The 18,634-nt window shown below is 53.3% G+C and carries 11 protein-coding genes; 10 read left to right on the forward strand and 1 reads right to left on the reverse strand.

Annotation, left to right across the window (positions count from 1 at the left end):
• Window positions 1-61: 61 nt before the first annotated feature.
• Window positions 62-1,843: an NAD(P)H-hydrate dehydratase gene (locus Q2J39_RS07730; protein WP_288339916.1), complete on the reverse strand. Its 1,782-nt coding sequence runs from the start codon at window positions 1,841-1,843 to the stop codon at window positions 62-64.
• Window positions 1,844-1,923: 80 nt separating this feature from the next.
• On the opposite strand from Q2J39_RS07730, the gene Q2J39_RS07735 reads away from it, so the two are divergent.
• From Q2J39_RS07735 to Q2J39_RS07780, 10 genes are all read left to right on the forward strand, one after another.
• Window positions 1,924-3,564 carry a polysaccharide biosynthesis C-terminal domain-containing protein gene (locus Q2J39_RS07735; RefSeq protein ID WP_288339915.1) on the forward strand — a complete coding sequence of 547 codons (1,641 nt, stop codon included), beginning with the start codon at window positions 1,924-1,926 and terminating at the stop codon, window positions 3,562-3,564.
• Between the two features lie 2 nt (window positions 3,565-3,566).
• Window positions 3,567-5,444 carry a tRNA uridine-5-carboxymethylaminomethyl(34) synthesis enzyme MnmG gene (gene mnmG / locus Q2J39_RS07740; protein WP_230267272.1) on the forward strand — a complete coding sequence of 626 codons (1,878 nt, stop codon included), beginning with the start codon at window positions 3,567-3,569 and terminating at the stop codon, window positions 5,442-5,444.
• A 285-nt stretch (window positions 5,445-5,729) separates the two neighbouring features.
• On the forward strand, window positions 5,730-6,155 hold the full coding sequence (locus tag Q2J39_RS07745; RefSeq protein WP_255658208.1) for a septum formation initiator family protein: 426 nt from the start codon (window positions 5,730-5,732) through the stop codon (window positions 6,153-6,155).
• 952 nt (window positions 6,156-7,107) lie between these two features.
• Entirely contained in the window at window positions 7,108-7,575 is a 468-nt protein-coding gene (locus tag Q2J39_RS07750) for a winged helix-turn-helix domain-containing protein (protein WP_230267269.1), read from the forward strand.
• Between the two features lie 369 nt (window positions 7,576-7,944).
• Window positions 7,945-10,410 carry a glycogen/starch/alpha-glucan phosphorylase gene (locus Q2J39_RS07755; protein WP_288339908.1) on the forward strand — a complete coding sequence of 822 codons (2,466 nt, stop codon included), beginning with the start codon at window positions 7,945-7,947 and terminating at the stop codon, window positions 10,408-10,410.
• Between the two features lie 234 nt (window positions 10,411-10,644).
• Complete coding sequence (dxr, locus tag Q2J39_RS07760) at window positions 10,645-11,826, forward strand: 1-deoxy-D-xylulose-5-phosphate reductoisomerase (RefSeq protein ID WP_288339906.1); 1,182 nt, start codon at window positions 10,645-10,647, stop codon at window positions 11,824-11,826.
• 118 nt (window positions 11,827-11,944) lie between these two features.
• Window positions 11,945-13,828 (forward strand): hypothetical protein, encoded by a 1,884-nt coding sequence (locus tag Q2J39_RS07765; protein WP_288339904.1) that lies wholly within the window; start codon window positions 11,945-11,947, stop codon window positions 13,826-13,828.
• Window positions 13,829-14,009: 181 nt separating this feature from the next.
• Complete coding sequence (locus Q2J39_RS07770; protein WP_288339902.1) at window positions 14,010-15,668, forward strand: RDD family protein; 1,659 nt, start codon at window positions 14,010-14,012, stop codon at window positions 15,666-15,668.
• A 220-nt stretch (window positions 15,669-15,888) separates the two neighbouring features.
• A complete protein-coding gene (gene metG, locus Q2J39_RS07775) occupies window positions 15,889-18,024 on the forward strand; it encodes a methionine--tRNA ligase (protein ID WP_353887479.1) in 2,136 nt (711 codons plus the stop codon).
• Window positions 18,024-18,401 (forward strand): hypothetical protein, encoded by a 378-nt coding sequence (locus Q2J39_RS07780; protein WP_288339898.1) that lies wholly within the window; start codon window positions 18,024-18,026, stop codon window positions 18,399-18,401. The genes metG and Q2J39_RS07780 overlap by 1 nt, the downstream gene beginning before the upstream one ends.
• Window positions 18,402-18,634 lie beyond the last annotated feature (233 nt).

Below are 18,634 nucleotides of genomic sequence, written 5' to 3' on the forward strand. Positions count from 1 at the left end.
TAGCGTATCTAATATTCAGTCTCGCGTATACCCGTCGATTGTTTGACACTTACCGTCTTTGTTAAAGGACGGATCGATCGGGTTCGTGCTGTTCGCACTCGAGTGAGTGAAACGTATCTTCCAGCGCATCGATCAGCTTTTCCGGAGAGAAGCTCCAGGGCGATCTGGCGGCTCTGGCGCTTTCGTTATGAATCCAGGCCCCAAGAACGGCTGTCTGGTCGGGCTTGAGTCCGGCGGAAAGCAGACCGCTGATGATGCCGCAGAGCGCATCGCCGCTTCCGCCCTTGGCCAGTGCGGAGTCGGGACGATGAATCACAAAGTGCGAATTCTGGGAGCAGACGAGCGTGAAATCCGATTTGAGCACAAGCGTCACTTGCGGATGCTTCGCGCAGAAGTCCTGCGCGAGCGTCAGCGGATCGATTTCTACCTGTTCAAGCGGGGCGTGAACGAGACGCGCAAATTCCATCAGATGGGGCGTGAGAATAATCGGTTCGTCATGCGCGTCCAGCCATTGAATGTGGTTATCCAGAGAAAGGATATTGATCGCGTCCGCGTCGAGAACACACGGCCTGTCGGCTTTGAGAACTTCCTGGACGACTTCCTGCGCACCCAGACCGGTGCCCATGCCATTGCCGGCGCCGATCACATCGCAGCGATCGATTGCCGTTGAAAGCAGCTTGGCGAAGCCGGGCGCAAACCAGCCTTCCGCATCCTGATCGGCCCGTAAAATCATGGCCAGATCCATTTTGGCGGCAATGGCTTTCGCGGCGTCTTTGGGGGTAAACAGGGTGAGCGTACCGCATCCGCTTGAAAACGCGGCTTTGGCGCTCATGCAAAGCGCCCCCTGCATGCGCGCACTGCCGCCGCAGAGCAGCAGCTTGCCAAACGTACCCTTGTGGGAAAAATTCGAACGACGGGGGAGATATTCAAGCGCGTCCTTGCGGGTGAACAGCTTTGGCTCGGCGGCTTTTTCGTGCAGAAAGGCGGGAATGCCGATGTCGGCGATTTCGATCGATCCGGCATGGGCCGGTCCGTTGTTTAAAAGCAGACCCCACTTGAGGCAGTCCAGCGCAACGGTTAAATCCGCCCGAATGGCACTGCCGAGAACTTTGCCTGTCGTGCCGTCGATGCCCGAGGGGACATCGATGGAAACGATCGGCGTTTTCGCTTTGTTCAGCAGATTCACGTAGTCGCAAAACGGTGCCTGCAGCGTCCGGTTGAGTCCGTTTCCAAACAGGGCATCGACCAGAAGATCCGCATGCTCTGCTTCCTCTTTTAACGTGTTGAGAAGCGGGACGATCTGAGAGGGAAGACGATCGAGTCCATAAGCCGCAAAGGCACCCTCTGAATTTTCGCCTGAATTCCTGTCCAGAGTCTTCAGATTCTCCAGAGTTTCCTTGTCTGAATTGTCTGCGTCGTCTGGTTTTTCTGCGTCCGTCTTTGCTCCGGCGTCAAAGCGCCAGAGCTGGCCTTTTCTTTCGAGCGCCTTGTTTACAAAGAGACACGTCAGACTGCAGGCGTTGCTTATGGCCAGCTCGGCGAGTGCCTGCAGCTGGATTTTTCCATCGCCCGAGAGGGTATCGAGGTTAACGAAGACGCGGACCGCGCGATTTTGAAGCAGCAGAATCCGGGCGCAGGCCAGACCGTCGGCGCCGTTGTTTCCCGGACCGCACACAATCAGAATGCGCTTTGCGTCCTTGGAAAAATCGTGCTTCTGTATGGATCGACAGACGCTCTGGGCGGCGTTTTCCATCAAAATGAGGGATGGAATTTTCAGGCCGTCGATCGCCTGATGATCGGCCTCGCGGGCCTGCCTGGCCGTGGCGACATACTGGGTAATCAAAGGGCTCATCCTCCTTTAGCTTCCATAAATTCTACCGGTATCTCTATGTTATAATGGCAAGCTGAAAGGAGACACATCCTATGTCCGAAGAGAATAAACATTCAACCGCTTCCGTGGCGAAAAAATCGATCATCGCTGGCGGCCTGATCGGCACCGGCGGCTTTTTTATTGCGAAAGCGATTGGCCTGCTCTATTCCGTTCCTTTTTCGACTATCCTCGGCAGCGACGCCTTAATGTCGTACTACGGTTCGGCTTACCGAATCTACAGCTACCTGCTCAACGTCTTTACCGCAGGAGCACCGATGGCGATTGCCACTATGGTCGCCAAATATATTACGCGCAAGAACAGCCGCACCGTTCTGGCGGTTCAGCGCATGTCCGTTCTGTTCATGGCTCTGCTTGGCTTTTTAGGCATGGTCATCATGTTTGCGCTCTCAAGCGTGCTCGGTCCGCTGATGGCCGACGGTACGCAGGACGGCGCCCAGGTGATGACTCAGGTTCTGGCCATATTGTCCATCGCCATATTTTTTGTTCCGCTGCTCAGCGCCTATCGCGGCTTTGTGCAGGGATGCAAGGAGATGGAGGAATACGCCTTTTCCCAGGCGTTTGAACAGATCTTCCGCGTCGGCTTCCTGCTTGGTGTCGGCTGTCTGCTCGTTTACGTCTTCCATTTTTCTACCGTATATGCGCTGTACGCGGCTGTTTTATCGACGTCCGTAGCGGCCGTTGCGGGTCTGATTCAGATCATGCACTTTTCCAAAGGGCTTCAGGGCCAGCTTCGCCGTTCGGCGAAAACCGAAAATACGAGAGCCGTACCCCTTCGCCCGCTCTTTAAGGAATTCATTCTGATCTGCATTCCGTATCTGCTCTTTGCGGTCATCGGTTACGCCAACGACATTTACGACGCAGTTCTGCTTCCGACGGGCCTGCGCATGTCGAGCTATACGGCTGCCCAGATTCAGACGATGACGTCGGCGGCCAACTACGTCGGCATCAAGCTGACTGCGATTCCGATGATTCTTTCTCCAGGCTTCGTGGCGGCGATCATTCCGCACATCACGTCCGCTCTGGAAATGAAGGACTACAGGACGGTGCGCAAGGATATCCTCGACTGCATCAATATCGTTCTGTATATCGCGCTCTTTCTCAGCTTCTGCATTTTCGCCTACGCCGGCCCGCTCTTCTACTCGCTCTATTTCACAAGCGACTTGCCTTTAGCGACGCAAAGCGTGCGCTGGATTGCGATCGAAGGCTTTTTCGGCACGATCACGCCGGTCATTTCCTCGATGATGATGGCCTGCCGCATGCGCAGGAAACTGCTGAAGCAGATGCTTATTTCCGCAGTGATCAAAGGCATTATCATGGTACCGATGGTCATGCTGATGGGAATCGCGGGCGCGGTGATTTCGTCCGTGATCTGCTTTTCCTACATTATTTTCTATTCGCTCAATCAGATGACAAAGGCGTACGGCGTTCGCTTCCGCTCCACCCTGAAGCTGCTCGTGCAGACGTCCATCTGTCTGCTTGCGACGAGTCTGGTGATCTGGCTTCTCAACCTGATGGGCTGCGGTGCAACGACCGGCTCGAAACTGATGTGCTTTCTGACGATGTGTGTCAGCGGCATTGTCGCCTGCATCGTCTTCTTCGGTATGTCTCTGTATTTCCGCATTCCCCAGCATCTCTTTCATATCCGGTTTAAACGGCCGGCAAGGAGGGTGTAATCATGTATGACGTTTTAGTGGTCGGCGGCGGTCATGCCGGCATTGAAGCCGCGGCGGCGGCAGCCCGCATGGGACAGAAAACCATCCTGGTCACAAACGATATTTCCATGATCGGCTCGATGCCCTGCAATCCCTCGGTCGGCGGTCCGGCCAAGGGCATCGTCGTTCGCGAAATCGACGCCTTTGGCGGTCTGATGCCAAGAGCAGCCGACCAGACGGCTCTGCAGTTTAAAATGCTGAACACGAAAAAAGGACCAGGCGTGCAGTGCCTGCGCGTACAGTCCGACCGCGACGAATACCGCCGCTGGATGCGCGAAGCGCTGATAGCCCAGGATAACCTGGAAATTCTCGAACAGCGCGCGGCGCGCATTTTGCTCGAAGGCCATCGCGTCATCGGCATCGAATGCGAAGACGACACGCAGATTCTTTCGCGTACCGTCATTCTGACCGCCGGTACCGGCATGCGCTCGACCATTTTGCGCGGCCATACCGCGACCGTCAGCGGCGCGGATGGCATGCCGACCAACTCGACGCTTTCGCAGTCTCTGGCCGACGCCGGTCTCGATCTGATCCGTCTGAAAACCGGAACCCCTCCGCGCGTTGTCTATTCGAGCGTGGATCTCTCGCAGGCGGCCATTCAGCAGGGAACGGATGAATTCATCACGTTCTCCGATACGACTACGCCAGATGAAGTGCTGCCCTTTGATCAGCAGCTGCCCTGCTACCTGATTTACACCACGCCAGAAACGCACGAAATCATTCGGGACCATCTGCAGGATTCTGCCATGTATTCCGGTCTGGTCACCGGTACAGGTCCCCGCTACTGCCCGAGCATTGAAGACAAGCTCGTACGCTTTGCGGACCGTCCCCGCCATCAGCTCTTTCTCGAACCGGAGCGCGCTGCGTATGATACGTTTTACATCCAGGGATTTTCCACATCCATGCCCGAAGACGTGCAGGGACAGATGGTTCGCTCGCTGCCTGGCATGAAAGACGTCGAAATCCTCAAATACGCCTACGCGATTGAATACGATGCCGTCGATCCGCTACAGATGAAGCCTTCGCTGGAAAACAAGAAAATTGAAAATCTGTTTACCGCCGGCCAGGTCAACGGAACGTCCGGCTACGAAGAAGCGGCCGGTCAGGGTCTGATGGCCGGCATTAACGCCGCCCTCAAAAACCAGGGGAAGGAACCAATCGTGCTCGGCCGGGATCAGGCGTACATCGGCGTCATGATTGACGACCTGACGACCAAAGGCACGAAGGAGCCGTACCGTCTGCTCACCTCGCGTGCGGAATACCGTCTGCTGCTGCGCCATGACAACGCTCCGCGGCGTCTGTGTGAAATCGCCCATGCCTGCGGCGCCCTCAGCGACGAACGCTACGAAGCGTTCCTCAAGAGTCAGGACGAAGAGAAAAAGGTTCTCGAAGATCTGGCCGCAACCCGCATTAAGCCGGATGAAAAAATCAACGCCGTTCTGGAAGCGGCTGATGCCGGTTCTCTTGAACAGGGCTGCAGTGCGCTCGATCTGCTCAAGCGTCCAAACGTTACCGTACATATGCTGGAACCGTGGCTTGGCTATTCGGTATCGCCCAAAATTGCCAAGCGCATTGAAATCGAAACGCGCTACGCCGGCTACATAGCCAAGGCCAGACGGGATACCGAACGCCTGCAGAAACTTGAAGACGTCCGCATCCCCGAAACGATCGATTACGATCAGCTCGAAAATCTCGCGCTCGAAGCGCGAAGCAAGCTGAGCCAGATCCGCCCAAGAACCCTTGGACAGGCCAGCCGCATTTCCGGTATCAACCCGTCGGATATCGCGGTTCTCTCGGCTTTCCTCAAAAGCCGCAAGGCCGAGTCGGAACCGACAGAATAAAAACAGTACAGCGGTCTGCATGGACCGCTTTCTTTCTACATGAAAACCGTTCGAATCTGACGTTTTTAAAAAATAACGCACGTGTACGGGCACAATGAATCCGTGTAAGTACACACGGTCTAAAATTGAATGAGAGTTATAAACATTCATTGAAATGAAAGATAATTTCGGCTTTTAAAGCCTTTGTTCTTTCTTCTTTGTCACAGATAGAGAAAAGTCTCAAGTTTGCTTTAGATTAAACATTTGATCTGATAGACTAAGACCGCGGGAAGGAGGTGTCCGAACATGGCAGATTCGCGTCGAAAAAGCAAAAAGAGAAGATTCGCAGCACGCTGGCGCGGATTTATATATATCGGTCTGATCGCTTTCAGCGTCTTCTGTTCCGTCCTGATGGCCAATGATATCGGAACCTGGCTGCATATCAATCAGGAGGTTCATGCCAATGAGAAACTGCTTGATGAGCTCACCAGCCAGCAGAGCGAACTCGAAACCACCCGCAAAAATCTGACGAACCCGGACTACCTCGAAATGATTGCCCGGGGCAAATATCATGTTTCCAAAAACGGCGAACAGGTGTTCGTTTTCCCGCAGCTTGGCGAAGAGGAAGAAGACCAGAGTGATTCGTCCAGTTCGCAGTCTTCGAACAAAACCGTAAAGCCCAAAGTAACCGAAGGGCTTGCGGACGCCGGTTCGAATTCGGAGGGAAACTGATCGGAAAAATCCGGCTCGGTTTTTAAATGCATATAGAAAAATGACAGGAGATGTCCTTAACCGGGCCTCTCCTTTTTGTATGGTCCGGCATGCACTTAAACATGTCTGGGTTAGTCCGCGGGGAGAACCGGAACGGGGCACGCCTGAAGCATGCATCAGTTTCTTGCAGAAACGGGCAGAAGATCGCAGAGAAAAACTGAAAAACTTAAGCCCTAAGCCAGGAGTCAGAGTGCATGTCCTGCCCGCCCGCTCCTTTCGATCGACGGATCCAAAATCGTATCCCCGCTGTAAAGATCGCATCACAGGCCTTCGGATCTGGGTCATCTCAGGGAAGAGAAGACGGATTTTCGTTCTTGAAAATATGAACGAAATCTGAACAAAAGTTTCGCTTTTCAGGAAATTTCATTCGAAAAACAAGGACAGACCGGCAGACTGTAAGGCAGTCTGCCTTTTTGTTTTTGAAAGAAAAGCGGATGCAAAACGAAGTGGTAATCGGTCGTAAAAATGAAATAAGTCGTATAAATAGGCGGAAAATATGCACAATAAACCATAAAAATAAACAAATAAAGAAATAATGCAATCGAAGGCATAAGCCGGTACGGTCGCAAAAGCGACGGTCGGAAAGCTTAACGAAATCAAAACAAAATCTAAATATGCAACGGAGCTGCTTTTCAAAACGGAAACGGTATGCATTCATGTCAGGGAACAAAGGCGGCTGCCGCGCCGGGAAGCGAGATCCAGACGGAGCAGAAATCCTGCACAGACAGAAAGGAATCTTCCTTTTTCTTCGAGGAACGCTGCGTAAAACGAAGTGCCAGGCCCAATCCGGGCAGGAGAAAATTTCGGGTACTGCACAAACAAAGCAGCGGGAGTTCAGGGCCGAACGCGAAGCAGGAAAACAGAAGTTTAACGAAACAGGAAGAAAAGAGTTGGAAGGAAAAGGAGACGGATTATGTCCTATGTAAATTTACAGAAACCGGCAGAAGGCAGCCGGGGGAGAGTTGTCACGCTCGATAACGTACAGCGGATGGTTTATGACCAGCCGCCGCGCCAGTGGGATCCGCAGACGATCCGGGAAAGCGTGATTTATCAGACGGGTGATCTTCTGATCGATCGCGGCGCACAGATTATTTTCAAGGGAGGGGAAATGTTAATGGCGACTCCGACCGAATTTGAACTGATCCTGCATCTGGTCGAACACCAGACTTGCTTCTGCGCCAGAGAAGTTCTGATCAATGTCATCTCGAGCCGCCTGCGCCACTGCATCTCGGACAACACGCTGTCCAAGCACATCTGCCGGGTGCGCAAGAAACTCGGAGACGATGAAATCGCGCCCTATATCCTGACGCAGAATTCCAAAGGGTATAAATGGAACTTTCCCGTAACCCGACGCTTTATTACCCGGGAAACGCTCGTCTGAAACCAGACAGCCTGCACCGGATCCAGCCCGAACAGCGCAAAACGGCCTGGCATCTAGCGATATTCGAGTCAGGAAATGGCGGTTTGAAAGGCCTTTCGCGCTTTGAAAACGAGGAAGATACCGGGAATGTCAACAATTGGACCGATTCGAACCGGGTGTGTCAAAACGTGTAGAAATCGTAGGAAAAGCAATGCCTGAAAGATGATGAATATATCCATTACGGGGATCCGGAATTTTTAAAGAAAGAAGGGTACTTCCAGAAAAAATCACAAATGATCACAAAATTGGGCAGAATACTTGCCTGCACGGCTGGGGCTTTCTTGCTTTTCGAAGACCCGAATCTATAATTCAGTTCGTGGAGGTTTAACGATGAATAACATTTTCAGCAGTAAGGAAACGTTTAAGGAAGCCCTTCGCGCTGAAGTGTCCGCCCGTTTCGGACGCGATCTCGAAGATGCTTACGATGAAGAACGTTATTTAGCCCTTGGTGCTCTGATCCGCGATCATGCAGGAAACTCCTGGAAGCTCACAAAAAAGAGCGTTCGCGCAAACGGTACGAAACAGCTTTACTACTTCTCAATGGAATTTCTGATGGGCCGTCTGATGGTCAACAACCTGATGAACATGGGAATCTACGATGTTGTCCGCGATGGACTGGCCGATCTGGGACTGGATATTCACAACCTGGAGGAACTTGAATGCGATGCCGGCCTGGGCAACGGCGGTCTTGGCCGTCTGGCCGCATGCTTCCTCGATTCTCTGGCAAGTCTGAACCTGGCCGGAAACGGAAACTGCATCCGCTATCACTACGGTCTGTTCAAGCAGGAAATCGTCAACGATGAACAGGTGGAAAAACCCGACTGCTGGCTCCGTCTGGGCAACGTCTGGGAAGTCTGGAAACCCCAGCACGCCGTACAGGTCAAATTCGGCGGCACCCTCGATGCCTACATGGACCAGTTTGGCCATTTCCATTCGCATCACAACCCGGCGTTTGTGGTCCGCGCGGTACCGTATGACGTACCGATTGTCGGCTACAACACCCCGACCACCAACACCCTGCGTCTCTGGGACGCGGAAGTGGATGAAGAATCCGTACAGGCGGGCGTTCTGAACAAGTACCTCAATGACGTACAGGCGCTGACCGCTAACGTGTATCCGGATGATTCGACGTACGAAGGCAAGGAACTGCGCCTGAAACAGGAATACTTCTTTGTCTGCGCCGGCGTGGATCAGCTGATCCATAATCATCTGCGCGTATACGGCTCGCTCGACAATCTGGCCGAGAAAACCGCGATCCAGCTCAACGACACCCATCCGGTTCTCGTCATTCCGGAACTGATGCGCGTACTCATGGATGACTACGATTACGACTGGGATCAGGCGTGGGATATCGTTACCCGTACTGTGGCCTATACCAACCACACGATCATGGCGGAAGCGCTGGAGCGCTGGCCGCAGGAAATGATGCGTTCGCTTCTGCCGCGCGTCTACATGATTATTGAAGAAATCGAACGCCGCTTCCATTACGAAGCGCAGCATGCCGGCAAGGAACACATGTTCCCGGCGATGTCGATTCTTTCCAACAATCAGGTCAACATGGCCAACCTTGCGGTTGTCGGAAGCCATTCGGTAAACGGCGTTGCCAAGATTCATTCCGAAATTCTCATCAACGATGTCATGGCTTCGTTCGCGTCGTTCTACCCGGGCCGCTTCAATAACAAGACCAACGGTGTCACCCACCGTCGCTGGCTCGTATATTCCAACCCGCAGCTGACCGAACTGCTGAAAAAATACATCGGCGACAGCTTCATCAAGCATCCGGAAGAGCTCGAAAAGCTGATGGCCTATGTCGACGATCCGAAACTGCAGGAAGAGTTCTTCGAAGTGAAGCTCGAACGCAAGAAAATTCTGGCTGCGTACGTGAAGGAACATCTGGGCATTGAGGTCGATGTCAACACGATTTTCGACTGCCAGTCCAAACGTCTGCACGCCTACAAGCGTCAGCTGATGAATATCTTCCATATTATGTATCTGTACCTGCGCATGAAGCAGGATCCGAATTACCGCATTACGCCGACGACGTACTTCTTCTCCGCCAAGGCTGCTCCTGGCTACGCACTGGCCAAGGAGATCATCAAGCTGATCGTCAAGGTCGCCAACCGCATCAACGGCGATCCGCAGGTCAGCCAGTACATGAAAGTCGTCTTCATCCCGAACTACTCCGTATCGATCGCCGAACTGCTGATCAACGCGGCAGACGTTTCGGAACAGATTTCTACCGCAGGCAAGGAAGCGTCCGGTACCGGAAACATGAAGTACATGATGAACGGTGCGCTGACGCTCGGTACACTCGATGGCGCCAACGTGGAAATCGTCGACTGTGTCGGCTTTGAAAACGCGAAGATTTTCGGTCTGAAAGTCGAAGACATCGAACGCATTCGCCGTGAGAACAGCTACGACGTCTGGCGGATTTATCATTCCAACCCGAAACTGCGCATGGTCATTGATTCTCTGCGCAACTGCACATGGTCGGAAAATCCGAACGAGTTCCAGCTGATCTTCAACGACCTGATGCTGCACAAGGACGAATTCTTCGTTCTGGCCGACTTTGATGCCTACCTGATGGCCCATGCGGACGTATCGGCCTGGTATGCCGACAAACCGGCCTGGGCTCGGGCCATGCTGGTAAATATCGCCAAATCCGGCTACTTCTCTTCCGACCGCACCATCCGCGAATACGCGAAGGAAATCTGGGGTCTGGATGAAATTAAGTTCACGCGCCAGGAACGGCTGGAAGCCGGCTGCACCGTGGATGACGAAGAAGACGCCGCGTAAGCGCGACGGTTCCCATTCGGTTCAATTCGTCTTAAAAATCACGATTTGCTTATAATAAAGAGGACTGCGGTCCTCTTTTTTTCATGGGCGCAAAAGAAACGATGCCCAGCCTCCCTTATATGCGGGAGTTTTCGCTCTGGCCTGCCGTTTTGGAACGGGGAACAGGGAAAAATTAAGAAAGAAGAAAACGAGGACAGCCTTTATCCCGCAGGGGATAAGAATGGACATTTTTCTATGAACAAAAAACCTGTAAAACTTCTGCTTCTTGGCGCGACCGGCTCGATCGGTACGCAGACACTGGATGTGCTGCAAGCCCATCCGGATGATTTTGAACTGGTCGGCATCAGTGCCGGAAAAAATAAAGCCGCACTTGAAAGCATTCTCGCGCAGTTTCCATCTGTAAAAGCGGCGGGACTCAGCGCGCAGGACGAGACCATAAGGGAAGATGCAAACGGCGTGGTCTGGTATGGCGGCGAAAAACAGATGGTGCATATGGTCGAAGAACTCGACTACGATCTGCTTGTCAACGCGGTTGTCGGCTTTCGCGGTCTCGCTCCGACGCTGGCTGCAATTGAACGCGACAAGGATGTCGCGTTAGCCAATAAGGAATCGCTGGTCTGCGGCGGCGAACTCGTTCAGGACGCCCTGAAAAAGCATGACGCCGTTTTGCGCCCGATCGATTCCGAACATTCCGCCATCTGGCAATGCCTGCAGGGAAACCGTCACGAAGACGTTTCCCGACTGATCATTACCGCCTCGGGCGGATCGCTGCGCGATCTTGGCCGGGAGGAACTGGCCGACATTATACCGGAGCGGGCGCTGAAGCATCCGTCGTGGTCGATGGGGCCGCGTATTACAATCGATTCGGCGACGATGGTCAACAAAGGCTTTGAAGTTATTGAGGCGCACTATCTCTTTGATATGCCGTATGAACAGATCGCCACGGTACTCCATCCGCAGTCGATCGTTCATTCGATAGTCGAATATCAGGACGGCGCGAGCATTGCCCAGCTGGGCAGCGCGGATATGCGCCTGCCGATTCAGTACGCGCTGTACGGCCCGGATCGCCCGTATTTAAAAGAAGATCATCCGCTTGATCTTACCCGGACTCTGACTTTAAACTTTAAGGAAATGGATCACGACCGCTATCCGATGCTTTTACTGGCCGTTCAGGCGGGAAAGCGCGGCGGCAACGCCGGCTGCATTTTCAATGCGGCGGATGAACAGGCGGTAGACCTGTTTTTGAAAAAGAAAATTTCCTTTCTCGAAATCGAAGAGGCGATCGCCGACGCGCTCGAACAGATTCCCTTTATCGAAAACCCGGATCTGAACGATCTCTTCGACACGGATGCCCGGACCCGCGCGCACGTCAAAGCCCGCTGGTGTGGACAAAACGCGTCTGGACCCCTAGACTGAGAAAGCTGAAAACCGCCTGCCGGTTTTCAATGAAGTGTTGAATCTGATTTGAACGTTTGTTTTCAAAGCGGGCTTTTCTGCCGCTTTGAAAACGGTGAATAGATAGAAGGAGGGTCATGTGAAAAAGACATCTTTGTATTCTCTTGCCGCCCTGATGGCGGCGGTCTGCCTGCCTGCAGGATCGATGATCCGGCCGGTTCTGGCTTCCAATTCCACGCTCCCCGCCGTTATCGAAGGGGAAACGGTCGATCCCGCATGCATCACTCCTGATGAGTTCGTGAATCGATTTTGTAAATTTGAAACCATTCGTCTTCTGCCTGACGGCAGCAGCGTAAAAGATTCCGTATGGTATACGACGCTTACCCCGGAAAACGCACCGCTTCTCGCGCAGGGCAAAGGCATCTTTGATCAGATGGACGCCCAGCGCCAGCAGATCGTCATTCAGGCGGCCGCTGCGTTTGGCATCGACTATCGCGCCCTTGCGCAGAGCGCAGTGGACTATTGTGCTGCTTTAGAAAACGCAGCGCAGACACCGCAAACGCCTGCACCGGCCGCGCCTTCCGCGGATTTGGACGCTTCTTCGCAGACGAAAAGCGATCCGGCTCAGAGCGCAGCGGACAGTTCGGCTTCTTCGGAAAAAAAGGATGAACAGCCTTACGGTACTAACGAAACATCCGCTTCGGATTCTTCCGCACCGACAAAGGCTGATCCTTCACAGGAAGCACCCGCCAATGGAGAGGATGTTAAATCCAGTGAAGATACAGGAACTTCCAATGAGCAGACACCTTCTCAGACGCCGGATTCCAAAACGGAGCAGCCGGTAAATGGCGAAAACGGAAATGCGCAGACTTCGGATGCACAGGAAAATTCGAACGTTTCTGATGAAGAAACGTCTGACAAACCTGCCGATGACACAGATCCGGCAAAACCGGAAGACGCTGCTCCCGAAGCTCCCGCTGAAGTTGTGGAAACCAAACCGGTTTCCTACCAGTACACAGAAGGAACGCTCAATCTGTCTTCTTCACACATGCCAGGCGGCATGAGCGTACAGACCCTGAGCTTTCCCGTGAATCCGGAAACCGACGATCTGACGGGTACCATTGCCAAGTCGCTGGCAGAAAATGCCGGCTGGCCCGCCTGGACGGTCGAACCGGTCATTTACCAGTACACGAATAAAGAGGTAACCGTACAGACTGCGGTTTTATACCGTGTGGCAGCCGGAGATCTGCAAATGCTGTTTGATTACGGCATCGGTCTGGACGGTCATATCGCGGTAACGCTCTATAACGCCAGCAGCTGTTCCTACAATATGGATTCCAGCACGCTGCAGCTGCCGCGCATCGGCTACGCCGTGCTCAACCCGATCGCGGAAACCGACGGCATTCAGAACGAAATTCAGCCAGTTGATCCGGCAGCAGCGCCAGCAAATACTGCGGAAGCCACCGGAATCAAAACCGAGTCCGTCTGGACCGTGGACAAGGCTGCGTCTTCGGAAAATTCAGAAGAAGCCGGCAAAGTCGCCCAGCTGAGCGTCTTCCCGGAAATCGCGGATGAGACGATCGCAAAACAGCGTGCCGCTCTGATCAATGCGCCGACGCTGATGAGCCTCGATAATCAGGCCAATGATTTCGTTCAGCACTACGCCATGCAAAACGGAGCTGTGATCAAGGCGATTAACGCGTCCAACTACCAGCAGGTCCTTAACGGCATGAAAGCCTGGAACGCGCTGAGCACGAGTCAGCGCCGGTCCGTCAACGACTATCTGATTGCCAACGGAAGCTCCCGCTTCCAGCAGCTGTATCGTCAGGCGAATGAATACCGTCTGGGCATGCCGCTGCAAAAGGAAAATCTGCCTTCCTCAGCCGGATCGGTCAATACCGCTTCCGTAGCGGAACTGCCGATGTATCTCGCTTCCTTTGCGGGTGCGGCCAGCGCGCTGGTAACGTTCAGCCAGGCTGCCTTTGGCAAAACGAACAAGGACGAAGACGACGCCTCGCTTTAAAAAGAGGAAGCGTCCGTTCATTTCGCCTTTCCCTTGCGAAAGGGACAGGTTAATCCTTTGCTTTTTCAACAATCCTTTGTATGATCAAAGTTCGCCGGGACTGTCCTGGCGGACTTTTTGAATTTATGCGGGATTGCCGTATGATGAAAATACTAGATATCGAACGAGAATCGAGGTACGAATGGCCACTTACAGCAAGAAAGATCTCGAGCGGGCGAAATTTGTCAAGGAACAGGAACTCTATGTAAAAGAAGGCTATAAGAAAGCCGTCTTTTTAAACCGGACGTTTGCGGACTATCAGAATCACCTGTATGCGTATCTGATTGATCTGAGCATCTGTCTGCTCCCCGTCTACGTCTGGGGCGTTGAGTTTATCCTGATTTTATCGGGAGTCATCTCCCCGGCTTATTTCGATCTGCTTTTTTATATAATGTATGCCCTGCTCTTTTTGACGAGCTGCATCCTTCTTCCCCTGTACACCGCCTCCAAGGGCGGGTACTCGTGGGGCGGACGGCTGATGGGACTGCGTCTAGTACGGGCGGATAAAAAACCGGCAACCGTCATGCGGCTTGTCGTGCGCGAACTGCTCGGCATCGGCGCGCCGATGATGCTTTTTGGATATTTCTTCTCCATCTGGGGCATCTTCTTATGGTGGGGCGTGAACGGACTTTGCGTTCTCGCATCCCCTCACCAGCAGACCATTTTTGACTGGCTGCTCAATCTGGCTCTGGTGTATACGCCGCGCTATTCCATGCGCGTCGTCGGCTCGAAAGCCAAGGGCCAGAAACCGGCTCCGTCCAATACGGAAGAAAACGAAAATTCTTCCGCCGCTTCTCCGTCGGAAAAGCCCGCGGCTCAGGCGGCAAAACCGCAGCCCAAAGGGCAGGTTAAACCGGCACTGAGCGAGGAAGAAAAACAGATCTGGCCGATCGATCTGCACATTCGCTCAAGCTTCAGCGACGACGCGGACGGGGAAGTGGAAGATATTTTCTGTCAGGCGAAAGAACAGAACATGGAAGTCATTTCCATTACCGACCATAACAACGCCAGAGCCAACGCCCAGGCGGTGCGCTTTGCGAAAATGTATGGCATCCGCTACATTCCGGGCGTCGAAATCGACTGTGAACTCGATGGAGAACGCGTCCGGATTCTGGGCTACTACATCGACTGGACGGCGTCGTTTTTCGACCAGATTGAACGCCTTTCCCTGAAACGGGAAAAAGACGCGTCGATCGACCGGATCCGCGCCTTTGAAGCCGCAACCGGCATGAAAGTCGATACGGAATCCCTGCTTTCCAACTCGCGCTTCAAGCTGCTGCGTCCGCAGGAGCTGACCGATCTGGTATTCGATACGCCCGAAGCCCGCAAGCTGCCGGCTGTATCGAGCTATCTGATCAGCGCCCGTTCGGAAAAAGAAGCCCGTGAGGCGTTCCTGCGGGACTATTTCGGTCCAGGCGGCCCGTGTCACATTACGTATAAATACCCAAACGCCCTGAAAGTCATTGAAGGCATTCATCAGGCCGGGGGACTGGCCGTACTTTCCGGCTGGCACATTTCCCGCATTTCCAGTGAAGTTCTCCTTCGGCTGATGGATGGCGGACTCGACGGCTTTGAAGTGTTCGCTCCCAACAATACGGAAGCCGAAAAGCGCTTCCTGCTCAAACTGGCCGGCGAGGAAAAATCGCTCATTACCGCCGGTTCGGATTACCATGGCACAAGACGTCCCGATCGAAAGATGGGCGTAACGACGATGACCGGCAAAGCCCGTTCGGTAGTCGAGCTTTTTACGCAGGCTGCCCTCGAACCGCCCAGACCGTCTTCTTCCAAACGTGCCGGCTGATCGCTTTACTGCTTTAGAATGTTCAAAGGCACAAGGATCCCGCCCTGTTTGTTCAGGGCGGGATCTGTTTTTACTTTTGCTCGCTTCGATGGGTGCCGCAAGATTGCGCAAAGCATGAAAACGACAAATAAACACGAGAAGCTTTTCATACTTTCGCCATGAGCGCAGGGGATTTCGCGGGCAAAGATGGAATTGGTCCGGTTTGTGGTAAAATTTTTCAATGAATCGGCATGCCGGAACGGGCGCTTTGTCTGCTGCACTTTACGCACAGACAGACCGAACGCCAGACAGATTCCGGAGCCGCCACGCTGAACCTGCAAAAGCGATTTTTTGGCTTTCGGGAAAGCCGCTCAAGAAAGGAAGCAACAGGTACATGACAGAGAAAACGCCTTACTTTCTGACGACCGCGATCGCGTATACGTCAGGAAGACCACATATTGGAAACACCTACGAGATCATTCTCTCCGATGCGCTCGCCCGCTTTAAACGGGCGCAGGGCTACGATGTCTTCTTTCAGACCGGAACCGACGAACACGGTCAGAAAATTGAAGAAAAAGCCGCCGCGGCAGGCATTACGCCGCAGGCCTTCGTCGATGACGTTGCCGGAAAAATCCGCTCCAACTGGGATCTGATGAATACGTCCTACGACTGCTTCATCCGCACCACCGACGAAAAGCACGTCAAAGCGGTACAGAAAATTTTCCGTCGTCTGTATGAACAGGGCGACATTTACAAAGGCGAATACGAAGGCTGGTACTGTACACCCTGCGAATCGTTCTGGACCGAGTCGCAGCTCGTGGACGGCAACTGCCCGGACTGCGGAAGACCCGTTCACAAAGCGAGAGAAGAAGCCTACTTCTTCAACATGCGCAAATACGCGGATCGTCTGATGAAGTATATTGAGGATCATCCGGATTTCATTCAGCCCGAAAGCCGCAAAAACGAAATGGTCAACAACTTCCTCAAACCCGGTCTGCAGGATCTGTGCGTATCCCGCACGTCCTTCTCCTGGGGCATCCCGGTCGATTTCGACAGCAAGCACGTTGTCTATGTATGGCTCGATGCGCTGACAAACTATATTACGTCGCTTGGCTACGATGCCGATCTGCCCTGCGAAGAACAGCCGGAAGCCTTTAAGAAGTTCTGGCCGGCGACTCACATTATCGGCAAGGACATTCTTCGCTTCCATACCATTTACTGGCCGATCTTCCTGATGGCGCTCGATCTGCCGATGCCCAAAAAAGTCTTCGGTCATCCGTGGATGTTAATTGGAGAGGGCAAAATGTCCAAATCCAAAGGCAACGTCATTTACGCCGAAGAACTCGTTGAACATTTCGGCGTCGACGCCGTTCGCTACTACTGCCTGCACGAAATGCCGTTTGCACAGGACGGAACGATTACGTGGGATCTGATGATCGAACGCATCAACTCCGATCTGGCCAACGTCCTTGGAAACCTCGTCAGCCGTACGATTGCCATGGAAAACAAGTACTTTGACGGTCTTGTCGAAAATCCAGGCGTGACTGCACCGGTCGATGACGAACTCAAAGCAGCTGCCGAAAATGCGGTGGTGAAAACCGAAGAGAAGATGGAAGACTTCCAGGTCAGCGCTGCGCTCGACGAAATCTTCACCCTTCTGCGCCGTTCCAATAAATACATTGATGAAACCGAACCGTGGAAGCTGGCCAAATCCGAAGAGGATCTGCCGCGTCTGAAAACGGTTCTGTACAACCTGCTCGAAAGCATCCGCATTGCCGGCATTCTGCTCGAAAGTTTCATGCCCGAAACTTCGGCAAAAATTCTCGATGCGCTCAACACAAAGGAACGCACGCTTGATTCCGCCCGTCATTTCGGTGCGCTCGAACAGGGCATTCATGTCGCCGAAAAGATCGAACCGCTCTTTGCGCGTATTGATGCCGCCAAGTTTGCGAAAGAAAACGGCCTGACGCAGGAAGAACCCGAAAAAGCCGCGAAGAAAGAAAAGAAAAAAGAGAAGAAGGCCTCCAAAAAAGAAGAGAAGCCCGCAGAGCCGATCGAGATCGATGACTTTGCGAAAGTGTCTCTGAAAGCCGGCTGCGTTCTTGAAGCCAAAGTTCATCCAGACGCAAACCGCCTGCTTGTGGAAACCGTCGATCTTGGAAACGGCGATGTCCGCCAGATCGTTTCCGGCATTGCACAGGCGTATGCGCCGGAAGACATTCAGGGAAAAATGGTTGTCGTTGTCGCCAACCTGAAGCCGGCTAAACTGCGCGGCGTGGAAAGTCAGGGCATGCTGCTGTGCAGCGTGGGCAAGGACGGCAAGCCTGCCGTTGTCTTCCTGGATGACGCCGTTGAACCCGGAACGACCATTCGCTGATGACCCCAAGACAGAAACTGCTGTTTACCCAGATCCAGCTGGCGCTTGCCGGCGTGCTGATTATGGTTTTCGGCTTTGTCTGGGATCGGACGGAACTGATTGTTCTTGGTGCCGTCGTCTGCGCCTATGGCGCCGTCCGCGCACGGATTCTTCCCAGGATGATTGAAGAAGACGTCACGCCCGACGAAAGTCTGGACGAGATCATCGCCAGAGCCAAAGAAGACGAAAAGGCTAAAGAAACCGAAAAAGGCAGCAAAGCCGAAGAAGCACAAAAGGATGGGGATCTCAAGCCAGAGGATCCAGCCGATCCGGCAGAGCTGACATCGCAAAAAGAAAAGTGCGACCGTATGAGAGCCGAAACAGACAAAACGGAATGATTGTCTGCTTATTCGATCCGACTTGTCGCCCCTGTGTCTGGACGCTGAATTTCCGACCCATAAAATCACATAAAGCAGGAGAGAATAGAGTGCTCCTGCTTTTTTCTGCGTAAATACGGAAAAGGCCGGGTGCCTATGGAGGAATCTCATAAAAAAACACTGGAAGAAGCTGCAGGACAAGTAAGCGTCAAATAAAAGACGGGTATTTTCTCGACCGCCTCCTTGGGATAATT

The sequence above is a fragment of the uncultured Allobaculum sp. genome (genome assembly GCF_948576815.1).
GTDB classification, from domain to species: domain Bacteria; phylum Bacillota_I; class Bacilli_A; order Erysipelotrichales; family Erysipelotrichaceae; genus Allobaculum; species Allobaculum fili.

What these genes read in the sequence shown, in the direction of transcription:
- Q2J39_RS07770 (WP_288339902.1), top strand. Translation starts at nt 14,010, where the DNA reads ATGGCCACTTACAGCAAGAAAGATCTCGAGCGGGCGAAATTTGTCAAG.
- Q2J39_RS07755 (WP_288339908.1), top strand. Translation starts at nt 7,945, where the DNA reads ATGAATAACATTTTCAGCAGTAAGGAAACGTTTAAGGAAGCCCTTCGC.
- Q2J39_RS07750 (WP_230267269.1), top strand. Translation starts at nt 7,108, where the DNA reads ATGTCCTATGTAAATTTACAGAAACCGGCAGAAGGCAGCCGGGGGAGA.
- Q2J39_RS07745 (WP_255658208.1), top strand. Translation starts at nt 5,730, where the DNA reads ATGGCAGATTCGCGTCGAAAAAGCAAAAAGAGAAGATTCGCAGCACGC.
- metG (WP_353887479.1), top strand. Translation starts at nt 15,889, where the DNA reads ATGAATCGGCATGCCGGAACGGGCGCTTTGTCTGCTGCACTTTACGCA.
- Q2J39_RS07780 (WP_288339898.1), top strand. Translation starts at nt 18,024, where the DNA reads ATGACCCCAAGACAGAAACTGCTGTTTACCCAGATCCAGCTGGCGCTT.
- mnmG (WP_230267272.1), top strand. Translation starts at nt 3,567, where the DNA reads ATGTATGACGTTTTAGTGGTCGGCGGCGGTCATGCCGGCATTGAAGCC.
- Q2J39_RS07735 (WP_288339915.1), top strand. Translation starts at nt 1,924, where the DNA reads ATGTCCGAAGAGAATAAACATTCAACCGCTTCCGTGGCGAAAAAATCG.
- dxr (WP_288339906.1), top strand. Translation starts at nt 10,645, where the DNA reads ATGAACAAAAAACCTGTAAAACTTCTGCTTCTTGGCGCGACCGGCTCG.